We start from the raw sequence: 22040 nt of genomic DNA, 5'->3' as shown, positions 1-22040 counted from the left end.
AGCCCGTGATGACATCAATTAAAGCAGGTTCCCGGACTTTTCGTCTGGCCCCATTGGCGCTGGTGTTAGCGCTGGTCGGCTGTACCGTTGGCCCTGACTATCACCGTCCTGCGGTAGCAATGCCGACCGCCTTTAAAGAGGCCAAGGGCTGGACGGCGACTACGCCAAAAGATAACCAGAGCAAGGGCGACTGGTGGTCGGTTTATCAGGACCCACAGCTTTCTGCTCTGATGAGCCTGGTACAAATTTCCAACCAGAACGTGGCGCAGTATGCCGCGCAGTATCGTCAGGCGCAGGCATTGGTGACACAGGCGCGAGCCGAGCTTTTCCCGCAGGTTACCGCCACGGGTGACAGCACGCGCAGCGGCACTGGGTCGGTTGCCAGCAACAAACAGTCGGTGAGTCTCGGAGCGAGCTGGGAACTTGATATCTGGGGCAAGCTGCGCCGCACGGTTGAAGAACAGCGTGCCAATGCGGAGTCCAGCGCGGCGGATCTGGCCAACGCCACGCTGAGCGCGCAGTCGGAGCTGGCGCAGGATTATTTCCAACTGCGGGTGATGGACGCGCAGATTGCGCTCTACCAGCAAAGCGTTGATGACTATCAGCGTTACCTGACGGTTATTCAGAATCAGTATACCGGTGGCAACACCTCGCGGGCGACGCTGGCGCAGGCGCAAACTCAGCTCGAAACCACCAAAGCTTCGGCGCTGGATTTGCAGTGGCAGCGCGCGCAGCTCGAACATGCAATCGCCATTCTGATCGGCAAGCCTCCGGCCCAGTTCAGCCTTGCGGCAGAGCCTATCAAGTTTACGCTGCCGTCCATTCCGGCGGGCCTGCCTTCGCAACTGTTGCAGCGCCGCCCGGATATTTCTGCTGCCGAGCGCAACATGGCTTCGGCCAATGCGGCGGTGGGAGTTGCAACAGCCGCGTACTATCCTGACTTAACCCTCAGCGCCAGCGGAGGTTTTACCGGCACGGCGCTGCATAACCTGTTCACATTGCCGAATCGCGTCTGGTCGTTAGGACCCGAGCTGAGCCAGACGGTGCTTGATTTTGGCGCAACGCGCGGCAAGGTTGCCGAAGCGGAAGCTGCGTATGATGCAGACGTAGCGGCTTATCGCCAAAGCGTGTTAACCGCCATGGGTGAGGTGGAAGACTATCTGGTTGAGTTGCACACCATCGACAGCGAGATGACTGCCCAGCAAAATGCGGCCCAGTCAGCCAAAGACTCTGCGAGGGTGACTTTCAATCAGTATCAGGCGGGGATGATTAACTATCTTGACGTGGCAACGACGCAAAATACCAGTCTGAGCCAGCAGCAGAATGTACTGTCCCTGCTCGGCACGCAGATGGTGACCAGCGTCAAACTCATCGCCGCTCTCGGCGGTGGCTGGCAAGCCAAAGAGTAATTATTCATTGTCAAAAAAAACGCCAGCATTTGCTGGCGTTTTTGTTTCTGGTGACAGGGGACGGAAGATTACTCCTTCCAGCCGCCGCCCAGTGCTTTGAACAGAGTAATGTCAGAGTTCAACTGCGCCAGTTTGGTAGAAATCAGCGTTTGCTGAGAGGCATACAGTGAACGCTGCGCAACCAGTACGCTCAGGTAGCTGTCTACGCCACCCTGGAAGCGCTGCTGTGACAGGTCGAAGTTACGCTGGTTGGCATCGGTCGCCTGTTGAACAGATTTCAACTGATTGCCGTAGGTTGCCTGACCGGCAAGACCATCAGAAACCTCTTTAAAGGCGGTCTGAATGGCTTTCTCGTAGTTGGCAATCTCGATTTTCTTCTCGTCCTTGGCAATATCCAGATTTGCACGGTTCACGCCGCCGTCAAAGATAGGAATGCTCAGTGACGGACCGAATGACCATGCGCCGCTGCCAGCACTGAACAGGTTGCTCAGGCTGCCGCTCTCGGTACCGTAAGAACCGGTCAGAGAGATGCGTGGGAAGAACGCTGCACGCGCTGCACCGATGTTGGCGTTGGCCGCTTTCAGTGTGTGCTCGGCTGCGATGATATCCGGGCGACGCGTCAACAGGTCTGAAGGAAGACCCGCCGGGGTTTGCGGGAAGTTCCAGTTGTTGTTCAGACTGGCATTTTGCAGCAATTTTTCTGGGATTTCGGCACCGACCAGCAGGGTCAGGGCGTTAACGTCCTGACGAACCTGACGGGTGTATTGCGCGATATCAGCCTGCGCGCTACGTACGGTGGTTTCGGCCTGAGCCAGATCCTGCGAGTTGCTTACGCCCTGATCGTAGCTGCGTTTGGTCAACAGGTAAGAATTGTTCTGGCTGTTGGCAGTATCGATAGCCAGTTTCAGCAAGTCGTTATCTGCCGCCAGGCTCAGGTAACCTTCACCAACCTGGGCTACCAGGCTGATTTGGGTTGCTCGCTGAGTTGCTGCGGTTGCCAGGTAAGTTTCCAGACCCTGATCACGCAGGCTGCGAACGCGACCAAACAGGTCAAGTTCGTAGGCGCTTACACCCACGCCAGCCGAGTAATCATGATAGGTAACCGCGCCGGTACTTTTGGTCGAGTAAATTCCGGCAGGCAGGTGAGTACCGGTGCCGCTGGCGGTGCCATCCAGCGTCGGCAGCAGTGCTGCACGATCAATCTGGAAGGTCGCACGCGCGGTATCGACGTTTAATGCCGCGACCCTAAGGTCGCGGTTGTTTGCCAGAGCTAAAGTAATCACCTGCTTCATATCAGGTTGATTAAAGAATTGACTCCAGCCGATGTCCTGGATTTTACCAGCATCAACGCCTTTGCTGGTGGTCCAGTCACTCGCAACCGGCAGTGCCGGTCGGTTGTACTTGGGCTCCATGGTACAGCCGGCCAAAATAGTCAATGTCAGCGCTGAGAACATTGGCAGCGCAAAACGTGGTTTATTCATGGTTCGAAACCTCAGTATCTGAATGCGGCTTATCTTGTTTTTTTGACTTACGTGTAAATAGGTTAACCACGACCACGTAGAACATTGGAACAAAGAAAATCGCCAGGAATGTTGCCGTTATCATCCCACCTACTACCGCAGTACCGATCGAGTGCTGACTACCAGAACCTGCACCATGCGAAATGGTCAGAGGTATAACACCGAGGATAAACGCCATCGAGGTCATAATAATTGGCCTGATACGGAGTTTAGCTGCTTCTACGGCTGCATCAATGAGCGACATTCCTTCTTTTTCGTGTAGTTCTTTGGCAAATTCAACGATCAGGATGGCGTTCTTGGCTGCCAGCCCCACCGTAGTCAAAAGGCCTACCTGGAAGAAGACGTCGTTGGATAATCCACGGAGTAATACTGCACCGATTGTACCCAGTATACCCAATGGAACCACTAGGATGACAGAGAATGGAATAGACCAACTCTCATATAGTGCTGCCAGACACAGGAATACCACGATAATCGACAGAGTATACAGTGCTGGAGTCTGCGATCCTGCTGCCTGCTCTTCGTATGACAAACCGTGCCATGCGATTTTGAAGCCCGGTGGCAGTTTCTTGGCAATTTCGAGCACAGCTTTAGTGGCATCACCGGAGCTATAACCCGCAGACGGTGAACCCAGGATCTCTACCGATGACACGCCGTTAAAGCGCTCGAAGCGTGGAGAACCGTAGACCCATTTACCTGAACCAAACGCAGACCACGGAACCATCTGACCAGAACTGTTACGGAAATACCATTTGTTCAAATCTTCAGGCGTTACGCGCGATGCAGAACGGCCCTGCATGTAGACTTTCTTGACACGGTCATTAAACATGAACTGGTTGATGTAGGTTGAACCCCACACCGCAGACAAGGTGGCGTTAATGTCGCTTAGGCTGAGGCCCAGAGCACTTGCCTTCTCGTCGTTAATTTCCAGCTGATACTGTGGTTCATCTTCCATACCGTTTGGACGCGTTGCCATCAGACGTTTGTCTTTGGCCGCCATTCCGAGGAACTGATTACGTGCTGCCATCAGTGCTGCATGGCCCTGCGCGTTGGTATCCTGCAGATAGAAGTCGAAACCGGTGGCATTACCCAACTCAAGTACGGCTGGCGGTACGAAGGCAAATACCTTGGCATCTTTCATCGTCGAGAAGTGAGCCATGGCGCGTGCGGCGATGGACTGCACACTGTTTGCCGTGCCTGGACGGGAATCCCAGTCTTTTAATGAAACGAAGCCGATACCGACGTTCTGACCACGACCGGCGAAGCTAAAGCCGTTGGCAGTAAACACGGAAACCACGTTGGCGCTTTCATTCTTCTGGAAGTATTCACGGACGTTATCCAGAACCGCCTGAGTACGTTCAGCCGAGGCGTTGGCTGGCAACGTTGCCTGCACGAACAGAATCCCCTGGTCTTCATCCGGCAGGAAGGTGGTTGGAACACGGGTAAACATATAACCCATGGCGACCACGATCAGCAGATAAATCACCATAAACAGACGACGACGGGAGATTACGCCCGCAACGCTGGAGGTGTATTTAGCAGCGCCCTTGTCGAAGTTACGGTTAAACCAGCCGGCGAATCCGGTGGTTTTCTGTTCTTCAGAACCCTGCTTGATGATAGTTGCACACAGCGCAGGGGTAAAGATAAGCGCCATAAGCACTGACAGCGCCATCGCGGAAACGATGGTTATCGAGAACTGACGATAGATAATACCGGTGGAACCGGCGAAGAATGCCATTGGAACCAATACGGCAGACAGTACCAGTGCAATACCAAACAGCGCGCCCTGAATCTGCGCCATCGACTTGATGGTCGCTTCTTTCGGCGACAGTTTTTCCTCGTGCATTATACGTTCGACGTTCTCTACCACCACGATGGCGTCATCCACCAACAGGCCGATGGCGAGCACCATCCCGAACATCGTCAGGGTGTTTATCGAGAAGCCAAATGCGTTCAACAGACCGAAGGTACCCAGCAACACCACTGGAACTACCATGGTCGTTACCAGAGTCGCACGCAGGTTTTGGAGGAACAGCAACATCACGAAGAACACCAGGATGATCGCTTCAATCAGGGTTTTCACCACTTCATGAATCGATGCACTAACCACGGGTGAAGTCTGGTACGGATAAACAACTTTCACGCCTGCAGGTAATGAAGACTGCAAACCGGCGATGGTGGCTTTAACCGCGTTGGCAGTGTCCAGCACGTTCGCGCCGGTAGCCAGACGTAATGCGATACCCGTAGCCGGACTGCCGTTGTAGGCACCGGAAATAGAGTAGCTTTCAGGACCCAGATCAATGTTCGAAATATCACTCAAACGAACCTGAGAACCGTCCGGATTCACTTTCAACAGCACGTTCTGGAATTGTTTAACGCTGTCGAAACGCGTTTTACCAATAATAGTGGCGTTGATTTTTGAATCTTTAATGGTTGGCAGACCGCCAAGCGCACCAGATGAAACCTGAACGTTCTGGGCTTCAATCGCAGTAGTAACATCACTAGGAACCAGCGAGTATTTGTACATCTTGGCCGGATCGAGCCAGACACGCATCGCGTACTCTGAACCGAACACCTGGAAGTCACCCACGCCTTTGGTACGCACGATCGGGTCTTCCATCTTGGTCACCAGCAGGTTACCCAAGTCGGAATTGCTGAGCTTGCCATCAGTCGAGGCCAGGCCGACTACCAGCATAAAGTTTTGCTGATACTTGGCTACGCGGATCCCCTGATTGACAACTTCAGTCGGCAGCTGAGATTCGGCCAGAGACACTTTGTTCTGAACCTGAACCTGAGCGATATCCGGGTCAGTACCCTGATCGAAAGTAACGATGATAGTTGCACTACCGTCGCTGGCGCTTTGCGATTCGATATAACGTAATCCATCCAGACCGTTCAGCTGTTGTTCAATTACCTGAACCACAGTGTTCTGAGTCGTCTCGGCTGATGCACCAGGATAGGTAACGGCAACAGAGATGGCTGGAGGCGCAATGTTTGGATATTGGTTTATTGGCAATTTCATTATCGATAGCGCACCGGCTAACATAATGACAATCGCGACCACCCAGGCGAATATCGGGCGGTTAATAAAGAAAGTAGACATCTGTGTTCCTCTATTGCGCGGATGGATCAGTCATTGACAGATTTGCGTCCACTTTCGGGGCTGCTTCTTTACGTTCGCTGCCGTTAACTTTGGCGCCAGGGTGTACGTTTTGCAGTCCGTCAGTAATGACTTTATCGCCGGCATTCAAGCCGGAAGTGACCAGCCAGTCACCAGAAATCATTGGGCCAGTGCTGATGTCACGCTCTTCAACGGTGTTATCTGCATTAACAATATAGACATAAGGTTTGCCTTTGTTGTTATGCATGATGGCTTCCTGAGGAGCCAGAATACCATTCTGATCAACAGCCTGACTCAGGGTTGCGTGAACGAACATCCCTGGCAACAGCTCATCATTCGGGTTGGGGAACGAGGCACGCAGCGTAACAGAACCTGTACCTTCATCTACGGTCACTTCGGAGAATTCCAGTTTACCCGGCAGGCTGTATTGGCTACCGTCTTCCAGAGTCAGTTGAACTTTGGCCGCATTTTCACCGGCGGAAGCGACTTTGCCTTCAGCCAGAGCGCGACGCAGTTTTAGCAAATCAGTGGATGATTCGCTGACGTCAACATAGATAGGATTCAGCTGAGTGATGGTTGCCAGGTCAGTAGTCTGACCGTTGGTGACCAATGCACCTTCTGTCACGGTAGAGCGGCTAATGTGGCCAGAAATTGGTGCATAAACCTTGGTGTATTGCAGGTTGACGCGGGCTGTTTCCAGATCGGCAGCTGCTTCGCCGGTCGATGCTACAGCATCGTCATAAACCTGGCGGCTGACGGCGTTGGAGGAAACCAGACCTTTGTAGCGAGTAGAGGTTGCCGCTGCGCTTTTGTAGGTGGCAAGTGCTTTATCATAAGCTGCCTGATAAGTTGCAGGATCGATTTGATAAAGCTGTTGACCAGCCTTGACTTCACCACCTTCAACAAAGGTACGTTTCAAAATAACGCCGCTGACCTGAGGACGAACTTCTGCAGTTTTTACCGCATCGGTACGGCCTGGCAGACTAGTCGTCAAGGTAACTGGTTTTGATTGCAGGTTGACGTATTCAACAGCTGGAGCTTGGGCAGCTGCTTGCGGGGCCGAACTGGACCCATCACAAGCGGAAAGCAGTAGCACAGTACTGACAGAAAGAACCTTCAGGCGCATAGAATTCACTCTCTTAGGGGGGTTGAGAACAATCATTCTCAATAAGTCCCCCACTATACGAGAGGCGGTCAATTCACTCTGTAAGTATTTGGTTGTTAGATATGTCTAAATATTTCAATGTTTCGTGACAAGAAAAGTCAAATCTGATAATGAATTTTGTGAATAGCTATCAAATTTTAGAACTTTTAAAACCCAAGGGCGAAAAGTAGTCACATACAAAACTATTTTATCAGCATAAAGCAGAAGGATATTCTGCTTTTCAGGTTTTGCAGGAATTCATAAAAGTATGATCCCGATCAAAGTAAGAAATACTTTTTAACAGTGGCCTTACCAGAAATGACTGCTGTTATCCGATAAATGCCGTTAACGTACTCCTTGAGAGCGAGCAGTTCTCACATTTGCATTGTTGCAACCGGTTTATAAAAATCGGTATATCGCAACCCTGATGCCCACTGTCCGATGTGGGCTTTTTTTCGCCCAAACCTTCTGCAAAACCCCTACTTTCCCTAAGCCGATAGCACTAACTGCTACACTATACTCTGCTTTCTAAATGTTAACAAACTGTGATCTCTTTCATAGTCCTGGCCTACAGGTCTATACAGCAATTCATTGTGTGACTTTACTCAATAGTGAACGCTTTTTAAGCAACGAACTCCGAGGGATAGCACATGTTGAAATTAGGAAGCAAAATCCATGACTTAGGCAAGGCACTGATGACACCCATCTCGGTTATTGCCGCAGCGGGGATCTTTCTTGGGTTGGCATCGGCTTTACAAAACCCCAATGTCACTGGCGATACATTTACCCATTTGAGGGCTTTGCAGCTGGTCATAGGCTTTATTCGTCAGGTGTCGAGCGCACTTTTTGCCAATCTACCGATATTTTTCGCCGTGGCTACGGCAATGGGACTGGCCAATGCAGAGAAGGCAACCGCTGCCTTTTCCGCAGTGATTGGTTTCGTCGGGCTGCATGTCGGGATTAATTACAGCCTGCTGGCGCAAAACATTACTCCGGCGACTACGTCGGTTCAGCATCTTACTGCGCAGGGCATGTCGTCCAGCGACGCGATGATCTTTGCCTCTGAGTTCACCAACACGCTGGGGATTTTTACCTACAACATGAGTGTCCTCGGCGGGGTGCTGGTCGGGCTAATTACCATGTTCCTGCATAACCGCTTTTATACGATCGTTTTGCCTACCGCAGTGGCGTTTTTTGGTGGCCGCCGTTTTGTGCCGATTATTACCGTAGTGGTGCTGCCAATCGTTGGCGTTTTGGTTTCTCTCGTCTGGCCGACCGTAGCGCTGGGGATTCAGTGGGTGGGTGAGCTGATTGGCCGAACAGGAGAAGTCGGCACATTTATTTACGCGACTTCTGAACGGCTGCTTATTCCCACCGGACTACATCACATTATTAATGAAACCGTGCGTTTTACACCGCTGGGCGGCGTGGCGACTGTGGACCACCAAAGCGTGGTGGGCGCGCTGAATATTTTCAACGCCTCGCTGGCTAATCCCGGAGCTGTGAGCGATGACGTCACGCGGGAGGCAACCCGTTTTCTGGCACAGGGGAAAATCCCGGTCATGATGTTTGGCCTTCCTGCTGCGGCATTGGCGATGTACCACACCGCCAAACCTGAGCATAAAGAGCGCGTAAAGGCGCTGATGCTGGCAGGGGCGCTAGCCTCATTCACCACGGGCATCACAGAACCGCTGGAATTCTGTTTTATCTTTATCTCGCCGGTGCTCTACATTTTGCACGCCGTATTGACGGGTATTTCCTTTGTACTGATGCAATCACTGCACGTGATGATTGGTAATGTGCAGGGCGGGGCAATTGACTGGGTGATATTTGGGATTCTTGGCGGGAGCAAAACGCATTGGTGGTATCCACTGATTCTGGGGATCGTTTACGCACCGCTTTACTATTTTTCTTTCCATTGGGTAATTACCAGAATGCACATCAAAACGCCTGGCCGTGAAGATGATGCCGAAAGCGAAGACCTGCGTGGAATCTCGGCGGTGGGCCCTGCTTCAACCTCTGCAGCAACATCTTCCGCGAGCGAAAAGACGACCAATATAATTAAAGGATTAGGGGGAGAGGGTAATATTTCCAGCGTCGACTGCTGTTTTACGCGATTGAGAGTAAAAGTCGTAGACATGTCGCAGGTAGTGGATAAAACGCTGATGACAACCGGAGCTATGGGCGTGAAACGAGTAACCGAGACAGATGTCCATGTGATTTATGGTCCGCAGGTGGAAAAAATAGCCAATGATGTAAAAGTTAAGCTAGCCAGTTAAAGGTTCTATTAATAAAGTCTTATAGAAAACGCTCATTTTTTTAAATGAGCGTTTTCTGACTGTTCATATTTCCAGCAGGGAGGTAATGTCTAGACGTCAAAACATTTCAGACCCAAACTGCCGAGGGAATTACCATGTCAATTAGCCAATTAAGTTTTGCCTCCCAAAGAATAGGAGCAGAGTTTATTCAAAAAGCAAATATCGCCCCTAGAACCAATCATTTAATTGAATTACTGAAAAACTCTGCCAAGAAAATAACGTCAAATTTTGCCAGTGAAATAAATCACCTCAACACGGAGAAGAAAATAGTCACAAACTTTCTAAAGTCATATCAGAAAAGTAGTGTTATAGGTCTTGCTGTAGGTAAATTGAATTTAGATGCTATTTCTCGAGGTAAAATAAAACCTGAAGAGCAGGTGGGGAAAGAAAAATTTAAAATTATCAGCAGTGTCTATGCCAAGTTTGGCCCTATTGGCAAGAATAAAAGCGCCGGAGAGGAAGTGAGCATTAAAGAAGCACTAACGCCAAACTCGCCTACCGGTTCTATTCTTGATAAATATGAGAAAAAATCTTTGGGCGGCGATAAGTTTTCCTGGATGAGGAAAGAAATGACCCCGGCTGAACTTGAAAGTAGCATGGTTTTTAGGCAGCCTCAGGGCCAATTTAACATCTGGGACGGTGTAGTAAGATCACCCGTGCTTTCAGTGGATTTTAATAAAAAAGATCCGGCCGAAAGAATAAATAACCACGGACAGAGCTCGCTCTATACAAAACTTGCATTAGAAGCTAATGCTGATTTAGCTTCTCGTAAAAATGTTGAATAACAAATCAATGATTCTATGATTTTTGACTATGCCAGGGAGGGCAACCTTTTGAGAATATATAATAACACGCCATTAAATAAGCAAGTAAACGTAACGCCGTATCAGCAAGTCAAAGCCACCTTGCAATCATCGAATTTTTGCCAGGCAATGACTACAGTAAGAAATATACCTCAGGAGGAGATATCTTTTAATAAAGATTATATGAAGCTATTAAATAATACACGAGCTAGATATGAGGCGTTATATGCTGATATTGATGAGGTCCAAAATAGTTTCGGGGATAACGGCTCATCAAGTTGGCGAACACTTACGGTAAAAGAGTTCGCGGATAAGCAAACGCAAACTGATGCTGTGATTCCTCAGGAAAATATAACGCCCAGAATCCAGACCCAGCCATTGATTGAAAAGTCTACTGATGGAGGTAAAGCCGAGCCAAAAAAGCCTTTGCATGGCTATAAAATTAGCCGGTTAAATATGATCAATCCTCCAGCCGTTAAAGCCGCAACGCCTTATGGGCAAAGAAAGGTTAGTTTTAAAGGGTTGGTCGATTTTTATAACGATATTGATAATGTGGGGAAATACGAAAGTTTAAGATCAGCAAAAATCAGCGAGCCTGTGCCTGAGAAGCCGCCGGTGGTGAGTAAGCCTCCTGTTCCGCCCAAGCCTGCTCATCTTTTAAAACTTCGAAAATTAGAGCCGGAAGCTGCCCCTGAACCTGGGTTAAAGGAGTTTTCCGTTGTTTTTAATCAGTACCTAAAATCTAAAGCAAAAATTCCGTGGACGAAAAAAATCATTGAAGTAAGTCGCGAGCAAACGGCTCCGCTAAAAATAGAAACAGCGCCATTCGATGATAAAGATGAACTCAAAAGCATCAAACTGTTCGATAAGCTGCAACAGGATTTTCGTCGTATGAGACAGCGCAACGGATTATCGTCGAGAAGAATAGTGTGACTAAAAAGAAGAGAATCTACAGAGAGAAAGCCCTCCCTTAATCAAAGGAGGGCTTAACAATTACTTATTTACTACCAGTTCTGGATGCAAGTTTGACGCCGTCATATTGCACTGGCCATCATCCTGAACTCTAAAACGCCAGCAATGCTGATGATATTTGGCCACGCTGTTGCGGTGGGCGACGCTGAGCACGGTGGTATTCGGCAGTTTTTCCAATAACAGGGAATACATTCGCTGCTCGGTATCATCGTCAAGCGCGCTTGTCGCTTCATCGAGATACAAAATTTCAGGCTTAATCAGCATCGCGCGGGCAAATGCCAGCCTCTGCTGCTCACCCGGAGACAGGCGCTGACTCCAGTTAGCGTACTGATCCAGCCCCGGTTGCAGATAGCTGAGATTACACCATTCCAGCACCTCGCAAAGCCGCTCGTCAGTGTATTCCAGGCTGGTCTCCTCTGGATAAGTCAAAGCTTCGCGCAGTGAGCCAATGGGAATATAACTGCGCTGAGGCAAGAAAAGCTGTTTCTTGTTCTCGGCGGTATTAATCTCGCCAGAGCCGTAAGGCCATACTCCTGCAATTGCCCGCAGCAGCGTAGATTTGCCACAGCCTGAAGGCCCGGCCACCAGTACGCGCTCACCGGTCGCCAGTGAAGCAGAAACCGATGAGAACAGCGGGTTGCCATTCGGCAGGTTCAAAGTCAGATTATCTAACTGCAAATCACTGCCTTTTGCGTGACCCAGAGAGATATTGCGCGGTTGGGCGTTAACCTGATCGATGGCAGCATTAAAACCGGCAAGACGGTTAACACAGGCCTTCCAGCTAGCCAGATCGTTGAATGCATTGATAAACCAGGAAAGGGAATCCTGTACCTGCCCGAATGCGGAGGAAATCTGCATCAGCAGACCCATTTGAATAGCGCCTGAGAAATAGCGCGGGGCAGCAACCAGGATCGGGAAAATAATCGCAAACTGACCGTAGAACGAGCTGGCAAAGTTCAGGCGTCGAGTGACGCGCATGGAGGACCACCAGTTAGACTTGATCGCTTCAAAGTTATCGGTCAGCTGTTTTTTCTCGCTTTTTTCACCGTGATACAGCGCGATGGCATCACTGTTTTCACGGATACGAATCAGACCGAAACGGAAGTTTGCCTCGAACCATTCCTGGTTAAAGCTCAGTTTAACCAACGGACGGCCAATCAAGCCGACAATAACCGACCCTACCAGCGCATAAAGCAGTGCAAACCACAGCATGTAACCATGAATGGTTATGTTGTGCGAGCCGAGCATAAAGCTGATTGGCCCGCTGACCGACCACAGGATAGTGACAAACGAAAACAGCGTGACCAGGCTCGAAAGCAGGCCGAGAGACAGCGACAAAGTGCCCGAGGTCAACGCGCTTAGGTCGGAGGCAATACGCTGATCGGGGTTATCGACCTGATGCTGATGCTCGGTATAGTAATAGGCGTGATTATGAAGCCATCTATCCATGTATTGGTTGGTCATCCAGCGACGCCAGTTCATTTCTAAACCTTGCGTCAGGTAAACCTTGTAAATGGATACGACAATAAATATCAGAGCCAGCCAGGTAAATTTAAACAGCTGTTGCTTGAAGATCGGGAAGTTTTTGTTTTGCAGTGCGTCGTAGAAAACGCGGTTCCATTCGTTAAACTGCACGCTAAGGTAGACAGATCCCAACGAAAGAATGATGATTGCCGCCAACATGCCCCAGGCCTTCCACTTCTCTTCAGAGTGCCAATAGGGCTTAATCAGCTGCCAGACTGCACGCCACCGTGCCGTTTTCCCAGGTTTTTTAGTCATAAATAGCCATATAAAATATTAATAAGTGGTGGTTCCTAATCATCCCAGAATGAGTGACAGTGTGCGAGAGGGCAATGCCCTACTTGTAAGGATGTTTTTCGTCCGCCACAGTTCTATACCTTTGCCACAGTGAGTAAGTTAGCAATACAAAGGGGAGATCAATGAAATTTTGGTTGCCTGCATGCTTTTTGGCAGGCTGGTTTATGTGCTTTAACGTTTGGGCAAAGATTGATGAGCCCGATATTAAAACTGACTGCCTGAAGACAGGTATTTATGCTTCGGCAGGCAAGGTGGCCTACCAGCAGGGCGATTACACCAAGGCGCAAAACCTGTTTCGCAATCAGGTTGCCTGGAGCGAATTCTGCCACTTGCCTGCAAGCGAGACGTCTACTGCGTATAACAATATTGCGTTGACCTATCTACATCTGGGCCAATATGGCAAAGCCAAAGCCTGGTTAAGTCTGGCACCGCAGGACAGAAAGACCCAATTCAACTTCAAAAAAGTTGAAAATAAGCTGCTCGCCAAACCGATCACAGAAGATCCTGCCGGACTTTACTGGCAGTATGCCGGGCAGGGGAGCTGGAACACTGTCGAGGTAAAACCTGAAGAGAGTCAGTATGTTATTCAATTTCGGGGAATGTTTATGGGCGCGATGTCACTGTACTACGGTCCTAATACCGGGGATTTCTCTACCATGACAGCGATTAAACATCATCAGGCACTTTATAACTCGATTAATGATGCCAGCGCTGCAGGCTCCGACTGCACAGTAGCCATGAGCTTTGCCGGGCAGAGCCTGAGCCTGAAAACCACCGGAGACTGCGGGTTTGGGGAAAACGTTCAGGCTACAGGGCAGTACGTGAAGGTTGAAGATTACTGATCATAGAGGGTTGCGCTTTGTTTTCGTTGATGGGGCTTTTGCCCTCTATTCTCCAAGCGCTTCGGCCAGGCGAACAGGAAAATGCTCGGCCTGCTGATGACAGTGGTTAATAAAGGCGTCAACCAGCGCCGAGGCCGGGCGATGCAGCGGTCGGATCAGGCTTACGGTAAAAGGTACATTTTCGCTGAACCGCCTGACAACGATTCGCCCAGCGCCTTTCAAACCTGCTTGCGCGTATTCCAGCGCGGTAAGCGGATTAACGATCGATACACCAATCCCCTGCGCGACCATGCTACACACCGAGGCAGCGCTGTGAGTTTCCATCACCATGCGGCGCGAAATGTTGTGTTCACTAAACAGCGCATCCAACAACTGACGATAATTATCAGTAGCCGACAGGCTGATATAGTTCAAATCGCTAAAGTCCTGCGGCGTGATAATCGCTTTCTCTGCCAAAGGGTGACCCGCCGGTAAAACGCAGACTTCATTGAGCGTCAACAACGTTTGCCGTTCGGTGCCCGCCGGAGTGTGCGAGTTTTCAGTAATCCCTAAATCATGACGCTGCGCCGATAACCACTCCTCCAGCAGCGGCGACTCCTGCGGCACGATATTAAAGCTGGCTTGTGGATGCTGCTGCAAAAAAATCTGGCAGACAGCGGGCAGCAGCGACTGGCTAAACACCGGCAGGCAAACTATCGACAGTTGCGCCTGTTCGAACTGGCGGATACCTGCGGCAGCATTGATAATTCTATCAAGGCCATAGTAGGAACGCTGGACTTCTTCGAACAGCCGCAGCCCTTGCGCAGTGGGGAATAACCGCCCACGCCGCCGTTCAAAAAGCTGTAGATTCAGCAGCTTTTCACAGCGCGCCAGTTCGCGACTGACCGTTGGCTGAGACGTTTGCAATAACGCTGCGGCCTCCGTCAGGTTGCCGGTAGTCATTACAGCGTGGAATATTTCGATATGGCGCAGTGACAGGGCAGGCATGTTCTGTCTCCTCGATTGGGTTAAGCCATATCATAAATGAATAGACTATCGCTAAATAGATATTTTAATCCCGAAAAGCGCTGCGGCATAATCAAGCCAGATTGTTAGAAACCCTTAATATCGAGAGTGGCGCTGAAACAGCGTGGCTCCCGCCGGAGAACGTGATGCCTTTTGATCTTCTGAATAAAGAAAACGCCCTCAACGCTGATAATTTGCTGGCAGTGGTTAAAGAATTTGGCTGCCCGGTTTGGGCCTATGATGCACAGGTTATTGAGCAACGTATCAATCAGTTGCGCCAGTTTGACGTGATCCGTTTTGCCCAGAAGGCCAGCTCCAATATTCATATTCTGCGCCTGATGCGCGAGCAAGGTGTAAAAGTGGACTCAGTTTCCTTAGGCGAAATCGAGCGCGCGCTGGCCGCCGGTTTTAAGCCGGGCTATCAGTCGGGAGAGCACAGTGAAATAGTGTTTACCGCCGATCTGCTGGATCAGGGGACGCTGGATCGTGTCACCGAATTATCAATCCCGGTCAATGCGGGTTCTATTGATATGCTGGAGCAGATTGGTCAGCAGAAGCCTGGACATCCGATTTGGTTGCGCGTTAACCCCGGTTTTGGTCACGGCCACAGTCAAAAAACCAATACTGGCGGTGAAAACAGCAAGCACGGTATCTGGTTTGGCGATCTGCCGCAGGCGCTGGAAAAAATTCGTACTTATCAACTCAAGCTGGTGGGCATTCATATGCACATCGGGTCTGGCGTTGACTACCAGCATCTCGAGCAGGTGTGCGATACCATGGTGCGGCAGGTTATTGAATTGGGGCATGATATTGAAGCGATTTCTGCCGGTGGCGGCCTGTCAATCCCTTACCAGTTTGGCGGTGAGTCAATCGACACCGGCCACTATTATGGTTTGTGGAACCGTGCGCGTGAGCAGATTGCCGCACATCTTGGGCATCCGGTCAGCCTTGAGATTGAACCGGGTCGTTTCCTGGTAGCAGAATCTGGCGTGCTGGTGGCGCAAATTCGCGCTGCCAAAGCGATGGGCAGCCGTCATTACGTGCTGGTCGATGCCGGTTTCAATGATTTGATGCGTCCGTCGATGTACGGTAGCTATCACCATATTTCCGTGCTGCCTGTTGATGGGCGTGACCTTAGCCAGCAGCCGCTGCGCGAATCGGTGATTGCCGGGCCGCTATGTGAATCCGGTGATGTGTTTACCCAGCAAGCTGGAGGCGGCGTTGAGACTCGCCATCTGCCTGAGGCAAACATCGGCGATTATCTGGTTTTCCACGACACCGGCGCTTATGGCGCTTCAATGTCATCAAACTACAACAGCCGTCCGCTGATCCCGGAAGTGCTGTTTGAGAATGGCGTTCCGCGTCTTATCCGCCGCCGTCAGACCATTGAAGAGCTGCTGGCGTTAGAACTCATCTAACCTATCAATGAGTTGAAAAAGCCGTGTCGTGATAAGCGCCACGGCTTTTTTATTACTTTTACACCGAGATATTTTTGGCGAACATCTCTTGCCGCAGTAGCACAATTTCCTCTGCCAGATCGCGACACAGCATTGCGGTCATTAAGTGATCCTGTGCGTGCACCATAATCAGCGTCATCGGGATTTTCCCACTCCCTTCGTCAAGCCCAATCAACAGCGTCTGAATCTTGTGAGCCTCGCGGGCCGCAGTTTGTGACGCCTCTAATTGCCGCTGTGCTTCCTGCCAATTTTGCTGGCGAGCGCTTTGAATCGCCATCATGGCACAGGATCGAGCTTCTCCTGAATTGATCAGCAGTTCCATGATCGTTTGTTCAAGACTGGTCTGTTCAAGGTCAAAAGTCATAGATAAATCCATATTGGCATACCAAAATTGGCGTAATTCATCATATTGGAATTCCAATATTTGCTTCTGCGAATGCGGTCACAGAAATAAAGCTCAGTTACGCTATTTTTTGGCATACCAATGAGTGTAAAAACACAACAACACAACCATGCAATTCGCAGAGGTGCTGTCATGTCTTATAAAGACCGTTTTATTGATTCTCTGGGGGGCTTTGCCAACACCTTTAATAGCCTGCGATATATTATGGCGATTAAGGCCTCTTTTATCACACTGATGCCGGTGATTATTGTCGGTGCATTTTCAGTGCTTATTTCCAATATGGTGATGGACCCGAAAAACGGTCTGGCGCATTTCGAGATGTTCTCGTTTCTCGCCACACTAAAACCGATCATGACCAGTATTAATTACGCCACGCTGAGTTTTCTGACTATCGGTGCCGTATTTCTGATTGGTATTGAACTCGGAAAAATAAACGGCTCACGCTCATTATTTCCAGGATTGCTGGCGGTCATCTGCTTTATTTCAGTCACGCCAACCACGCTGGATATGATGGTTAACGGACATATGCAGGAGGTGAAAGACGTATTGGCAAAACAGTTCTCTGATACTAAAAGTCTGTTCCTGGGAATGTTTATTGCAATCCTCGCCGTCGAAGTCTATTCCAAGCTTGAGTCTTTTGACCGGCTGCGCATCAAAATGCCAGAAAGCGTACCGCCTAACGTTTCTGCCTCATTCTCTGCGCTGATTCCGGCCATTATTACCGTGATAGTAGTGGCGACTTTTGGGTTTGTCTTCCATCGTCTGACGGGTATTTATCTTTACGACGCCGTGTATCAGGTAATTCAACGCCCGCTTGAATCAGTAATGCAAAGCCTGCCGGGTATTTTGCTGCTGATGTTTGTATCGCAACTGTTCTGGGTGATCGGTATTCACGGCAATCAGATGATTAAACCGATCCGCGAACCGCTGCTGCTTGGCGCAATCATGGTCAACATGACCGCTTTTGAACAAGGTAAAGAAATTCCCAACATCATTACCATGCCTTTTTGGGACGTTTATATGAGTATTGGCGGCTCCGGCTGCACCATTGGCTTACTGTTGGCCGTGCTGATGGCGACTCGCCGCAAAGAGATGAAAGAAATTGCCAAGCTTTCACTTGGTCCGGGCTTCTTCAATATCAATGAACCCGTAATTTTCGGCATGCCGATCATGCTTAATCCGATTCTCGCCATTCCGTTCGTTATCACACCACTTATTACCGGCACTATTGGCTATTTCGCGACCAGCCTCGGCTTTGCGGGACGCGCGGTGGTGATGGTGCCGTGGACTACGCCGCCCGTAATCAACGCCTGGCTGTCAACCGCGGGTTCAATGGGAGCCGTGGTCACTCAGTTGGTGTGCATTGTGGTAGCGACCGGGGTTTATCTGCCGTTCGTCAAAGTCGCTTCTCGTCGCGCAGAACAGGCACAGAAAGAAGCTCTTCAAAATCAATCTGCTGGCGTACAGCGCCCGGCCTGACTTTAAAATGGAGGTAAGTCATGAGTAAGGTTTCGATAAATATTCCAGAAGATTTTATCCTGGGAGCCGCCGCGTCAGCGTGGCAAACAGAAGGATGGGACGGCAAAAAACAGGGGCAGGATTCGTATCTAGACCTGTGGTACAAAAACGATCGTCACGTGTGGCACAACGGCTTCGGACCGGCCAAAGCTACGGATTTTATCAATCGTTACAAAGAAGACGTGGCACTGATGAAAGCCAGCGGCCTGACCCATTACCGCACCTCCATCAACTGGGCGCGCTTTTTTACCGATTATGAAAACGGCATCGTTGATGAAGAGTACGCCAGCTACCTCGACAGCTTGCTGGACGAAATGCGCAGCGCGGGCATAGAGCCGATGCTGTGCCTTGAACACTATGAACTTCCCGCTTATCTAATTGAAAAATATGATGGTTGGAGTTCAAAAAAGGTCGTTGAGCTGTTTGTGCTTTATGCCGAGAAAGTCTTTGCGCGTTTTGCTCACAAAGTGAATCGCTGGTTTACTTTCAACGAGCCGATTGTAGTGCAGACGCGAGTTTATCTCGACGCTATTCGCTGGCCTTATGAGCAAAATACCACTAAATGGATGCAGTGGAATCATCACAAGGTATTGGCAACCGCTAAAGTCGTAGCGCTTTTCCGCGAGCAGGGATATTCCCATCACGGCAGTATTGGCGTCATTCTCAATCCTGAAGTAACTTACGCCCGTTCCTCTGCCGCTCATGACAGGCAGGCTGCGCATCTTTATGACCTATTTTATAACCGGGTCTTTCTCGACCCATTAATCAAGGGCGCTTATCCACAGGAGTTACTCGATCTGCTGGCTAAACACCGGATTGACTTTATTTATTCGCAGCAAGAGCTGGATATTATTCGCGAAAATACTGTCGATGAGGTGGGAATTAATCTTTATTACCCGCATCGGGTAAAAGCGCCAAGTCGGGAATGGAATAAAGAAACGCCTTTCCATCCTGCTTATTATTACGAGCATTTTGAGCTGCCAGGCCGCCGTATGAACAAGTCGCGCGGATGGGAGATTTATCCAAAAATTGTTTATGACATGGCAATGCGGATGAAAACTGAATACGGCAACAAGCCATGGTTTATTTCGGAAAATGGCATGGGTATTGAGGATGAAGGCCGTTTCCGGGAGGCATCGAGTGGGGAAATACAGGACGATTACCGTATCGAGTTTATTGCCGAACATATTTATTGGGCTTTAAAGGCGCGGGAAGAAGGCGCGAATTGCCTTGGTTACATGCTGTGGGCCTTCACCGACAACGTTTCCCCGATGAATGCTTTCAAGAATCGTTATGGGCTGATCGAAATAGATTTGGATAATCAACGCCAGCGCCGCCGCAAGAAATCTTCGCACTGGTTTAAAGCGCTGGTCGACCAACGCAAGCTTTCATTAACCCTGGATGATGAAGAAAAATAACCCGGAGAATGACTATGAAACGTATCGTATTAGCCTGCTCGGCGGGCATGTCGACCTCATTGGTGGTGACCAAAATGGAGAAAGAGGCCGCGGCGCGAGGGCTAGAATATAAAATCTATGCCATTCCCGAGCAAAATCTGCGTGATGAGCTGGAAGCTTACGCGCAGGATGTCACCGCCGTGCTGCTAGGCCCGCAGGTTCGTTTCAAACTGGCTGAAAATAAAAAACTTACCGATCACTATCACATTCCCATCGCGGTGATTGATTCTGTAGCTTATGGCACCTTAAATGGTGCAAAGGTACTCGATCAGGCGCTGGGTTTGGTAGACTAGGCCACAACGAGGGCCGCTTCTCTGCGTGAGGGCGGCCTGTCACGGGGCATAATTTGCGGTTGTTGCCGCGGGTAAGGTGGGAAAGTGGACAAGGCCGTGGTTTCGCAGGAAAGAAAACAGTATCAGGAAATAGGTCACGATCTGCGTGAAAAAATCAAACAGGGACATTTTGCTATTGGCTCGCGCATGCCCCCCGAGCGCAATATGGCTGAAACTTATGGCGTGAGCCGTACTATTGTCCGCGAAGCACTGCTGATGCTTGAGCTGGAAGGGATTGTCGATATCCGTCAGGGATCAGGTGTTTACGTTGTACGCATTCCTCTGGAAGAAGAAGGGCGGGATGATTCTGTGTATCAGGGGCAGATTGGGCCTTTTGAACTCCTGCAGGCGCGACAGCTGATTGAGAGCAACATCGCTGCTTTTGCTGCCAAAATGGCCACTAAAGCGGACATTGAAAACCTGCGCCGCACGCTGGAGCAGGAACAGAGTGCCATTGTTGCCAATGATGAAAGCGGCGATAACGACAAGCTGTTCCACCTGCTGATTGCCGGGGCTACGCAAAATCAGATGCTGCTGGATTCTGTTAAAAACATCTGGGCCCATCGAGAATCTAGCCCGTTATGGAAACAGCTGCACAGCCATATTGCTACCCGTGGTTATCGCCTGAAGTGGTTGGCCGATCATCAAAACATTCTTGCCGCACTGCGCCGACGCGACGTGATGGGCGCCTACCAGGCGATGTGGCAGCACATGGAAAACGTCAAAAATACTCTGATGGAGCTTTCTGATGTCGATGCTCCCGAGTTTGACGGCTACCTGTTTGAGTCGGTGCCGATCTTCCAGGGTAAAATGGTATAACCTAAGCGTTAACCTGTCGTGTGACTTAGTTCCCCTTGTTTTCAAATTATTTATTTTTAATAACAAGGGGATAGCAAGCTACTGGTTGGGTACGCTGACCGAGTGGCGACGTACCAGCGTAGGGCTGAACATATTGGTCGTTTCCGGCAGCGGTTGGCCTTTGGCGAGAGCAAGTGCCAGCTGCGCGGCCTGATTGGCCATAGCGATGACCGGATAACGAATAGTGGTCAGCCTTGGGCGCAGATAGCGTGAGATCAGCACATCATCGAAGCCAATCAACGAAATTTCTCCCGGCACATCGATGCCGTTATCGCTCAGCACTGACAGCGCGCCAGCGGCCATCGGATCGTTATAGCAAGTCACCGCGGTAAAGTTCTTACCGTGGCCAAGCAGTTCGGTAATCGCCTGCTCGCCGCCGATTTCATCGGGTTCTGCAGAAACAATCAGCCTTTCATCGACCGGAATTCCGTGCTCATTCAATGCATCAAGATAACCTTGCAGCCGGTCGCGGGCGTCGGAAATATCGTGGGTCGAACACAGGATAGCGATGCGCTGATGCCCGGCCTGAATAAGGTGTCGAGTGGCGAGCCAGGAGCCGTAACGGTCGTCAAGCGCCACGCAGCGGTGCTCAAAACCCGGCAGAGTTCGGTTGATAAGCACCATGCCCGGGATCTGTTGCATCAGGCTGCCAAGCTCATCCTCAGGCAGCATTTTTGCGTGGACCACCAGCGCAGCGCAGCGATGGCGGATCAGTTGCTCAATGGCCTGCCGCTCTTTATCAATGTTGTGGTAACCGTTACCAATCAGCAAAAAATTGCCGGTGGTATAGGCAACCTGTTCAACCGCTTTTACCATGGCACCAAAAAAAGGATCGGAGACGTCAGAGACGATCAGGCCCAGCGTTTCGGTCGCCTGCTGGGCAAGTGCTCGAGCATTGGCATTGGGATGATACTGCAAGTGTTGCATCGCGCTCATTACAGCATCGCGCGAGCTTTCGCTGGCTTTGGGGGAGTGATTTATCACGCGTGAAACTGTTGCGACAGAAACGCCCGCCAGTCTTGCGACATCCTTAATCGTAGCCATTTTGAGTATCCAACGAATT

At 50.2% G+C, this 22040-nt stretch carries 17 protein-coding genes; 10 read left to right on the top strand and 7 right to left on the bottom strand.

The genetic code is table 11. The features are described from left to right. The first annotated feature begins 8 nt into the window (after positions 1-8). Positions 9-1409: an efflux transporter outer membrane subunit gene (locus SPM24T3_RS12375; protein WP_192807948.1), complete on the top strand. Its 1401-nt coding sequence runs from the start codon at positions 9-11 to the stop codon at positions 1407-1409. 68 nt (positions 1410-1477) lie between these two features. On the opposite strand, the gene SPM24T3_RS12370 is transcribed toward SPM24T3_RS12375, so the two are convergent. Genes SPM24T3_RS12370 through SPM24T3_RS12360 form a run of 3 tightly spaced genes read right to left on the bottom strand, consistent with a single transcriptional unit; the run spans position 1478 to position 7176 of the window. Next, positions 1478-2890 (bottom strand): efflux transporter outer membrane subunit, encoded by a 1413-nt coding sequence (locus tag SPM24T3_RS12370; protein WP_009637096.1) that lies wholly within the window; start codon positions 2888-2890, stop codon positions 1478-1480. Next, positions 2883-6032: an efflux RND transporter permease subunit gene (locus SPM24T3_RS12365; RefSeq protein WP_009637095.1), complete on the bottom strand. Its 3150-nt coding sequence runs from the start codon at positions 6030-6032 to the stop codon at positions 2883-2885. The genes SPM24T3_RS12370 and SPM24T3_RS12365 overlap by 8 nt, the downstream gene beginning before the upstream one ends. Before the next feature lie 10 nt (positions 6033-6042). Further along, complete coding sequence (locus tag SPM24T3_RS12360; protein WP_009637094.1) at positions 6043-7176, bottom strand: efflux RND transporter periplasmic adaptor subunit; 1134 nt, start codon at positions 7174-7176, stop codon at positions 6043-6045. A gap of 668 nt (positions 7177-7844) precedes the next feature. Between SPM24T3_RS12360 and SPM24T3_RS12355 the strand changes: the two genes are divergently transcribed. The 3 genes from SPM24T3_RS12355 (at position 7845) to SPM24T3_RS12345 (ending at position 11248) form a co-directional block, all read left to right on the top strand. Further along, positions 7845-9473, top strand: a complete 1629-nt coding sequence (locus SPM24T3_RS12355; RefSeq protein WP_009637093.1) for a PTS transporter subunit EIIC — start codon at positions 7845-7847, stop codon at positions 9471-9473. A 134-nt stretch (positions 9474-9607) separates the two neighbouring features. Then, positions 9608-10297 (top strand): hypothetical protein, encoded by a 690-nt coding sequence (locus SPM24T3_RS12350; RefSeq protein ID WP_009637092.1) that lies wholly within the window; start codon positions 9608-9610, stop codon positions 10295-10297. Between the two features lie 15 nt (positions 10298-10312). Beyond that, positions 10313-11248 (top strand): hypothetical protein, encoded by a 936-nt coding sequence (locus SPM24T3_RS12345; RefSeq protein ID WP_009637091.1) that lies wholly within the window; start codon positions 10313-10315, stop codon positions 11246-11248. 60 nt (positions 11249-11308) lie between these two features. On the opposite strand, the gene SPM24T3_RS12340 is transcribed toward SPM24T3_RS12345, so the two are convergent. Then, positions 11309-13066, bottom strand: coding sequence for an ABC transporter ATP-binding protein/permease (locus SPM24T3_RS12340; RefSeq protein WP_009637090.1), 1758 nt, complete (start codon positions 13064-13066; stop codon positions 11309-11311). 161 nt (positions 13067-13227) lie between these two features. On the opposite strand from SPM24T3_RS12340, the gene SPM24T3_RS12335 reads away from it, so the two are divergent. Beyond that, on the top strand, positions 13228-13947 hold the full coding sequence (locus SPM24T3_RS12335) for a tetratricopeptide repeat protein (RefSeq protein ID WP_009637089.1): 720 nt from the start codon (positions 13228-13230) through the stop codon (positions 13945-13947). 45 nt (positions 13948-13992) lie between these two features. On the opposite strand, the gene SPM24T3_RS12330 is transcribed toward SPM24T3_RS12335, so the two are convergent. After that, the gene (locus SPM24T3_RS12330; protein WP_009637088.1) at positions 13993-14934 is read right to left on the bottom strand and encodes a LysR family transcriptional regulator; all 942 of its coding nucleotides are present in this window, start codon (positions 14932-14934) and stop codon (positions 13993-13995) included. Positions 14935-15098: 164 nt separating this feature from the next. Here SPM24T3_RS12330 and lysA point away from each other — a divergent pair, with 164 nt between their 5' ends. Beyond that, positions 15099-16370, top strand: coding sequence for a diaminopimelate decarboxylase (gene lysA / locus SPM24T3_RS12325; RefSeq protein WP_009637087.1), 1272 nt, complete (start codon positions 15099-15101; stop codon positions 16368-16370). Between the two features lie 58 nt (positions 16371-16428). On the opposite strand, the gene SPM24T3_RS12320 is transcribed toward lysA, so the two are convergent. Then, positions 16429-16773, bottom strand: coding sequence for a PTS lactose/cellobiose transporter subunit IIA (locus SPM24T3_RS12320; RefSeq protein ID WP_009637086.1), 345 nt, complete (start codon positions 16771-16773; stop codon positions 16429-16431). A 171-nt stretch (positions 16774-16944) separates the two neighbouring features. On the opposite strand from SPM24T3_RS12320, the gene SPM24T3_RS12315 reads away from it, so the two are divergent. The 4 genes from SPM24T3_RS12315 to SPM24T3_RS12300 all read left to right on the top strand — a co-directional run bounded on the left by SPM24T3_RS12315 (position 16945) and on the right by SPM24T3_RS12300 (position 20938). Then, positions 16945-18291: a PTS sugar transporter subunit IIC gene (locus SPM24T3_RS12315; protein WP_009637085.1), complete on the top strand. Its 1347-nt coding sequence runs from the start codon at positions 16945-16947 to the stop codon at positions 18289-18291. Between the two features lie 20 nt (positions 18292-18311). Then, a complete protein-coding gene (locus SPM24T3_RS12310; RefSeq protein WP_009637084.1) occupies positions 18312-19748 on the top strand; it encodes a glycoside hydrolase family 1 protein in 1437 nt (478 codons plus the stop codon). A 14-nt stretch (positions 19749-19762) separates the two neighbouring features. Then, complete coding sequence (locus SPM24T3_RS12305) at positions 19763-20080, top strand: PTS sugar transporter subunit IIB (RefSeq protein WP_009637083.1); 318 nt, start codon at positions 19763-19765, stop codon at positions 20078-20080. Between the two features lie 84 nt (positions 20081-20164). Further along, the gene (locus tag SPM24T3_RS12300) at positions 20165-20938 is read left to right on the top strand and encodes an FCD domain-containing protein (RefSeq protein WP_009637082.1); all 774 of its coding nucleotides are present in this window, start codon (positions 20165-20167) and stop codon (positions 20936-20938) included. Positions 20939-21016: 78 nt separating this feature from the next. Here the strand turns inward: SPM24T3_RS12300 and galR are convergent, their stop codons facing one another. Beyond that, entirely contained in the window at positions 21017-22021 is a 1005-nt protein-coding gene (galR, locus tag SPM24T3_RS12295; protein WP_009637081.1) for an HTH-type transcriptional regulator GalR, read from the bottom strand. Between the last annotated feature and the right edge of the window lie 19 nt (positions 22022-22040).

This window comes from Serratia sp. M24T3 (genome assembly GCF_000257645.1).
Classification (GTDB): domain Bacteria; phylum Pseudomonadota; class Gammaproteobacteria; order Enterobacterales; family Enterobacteriaceae; genus Rouxiella.
This window is presented reverse-complemented; position numbering and strand designations above follow the sequence as displayed.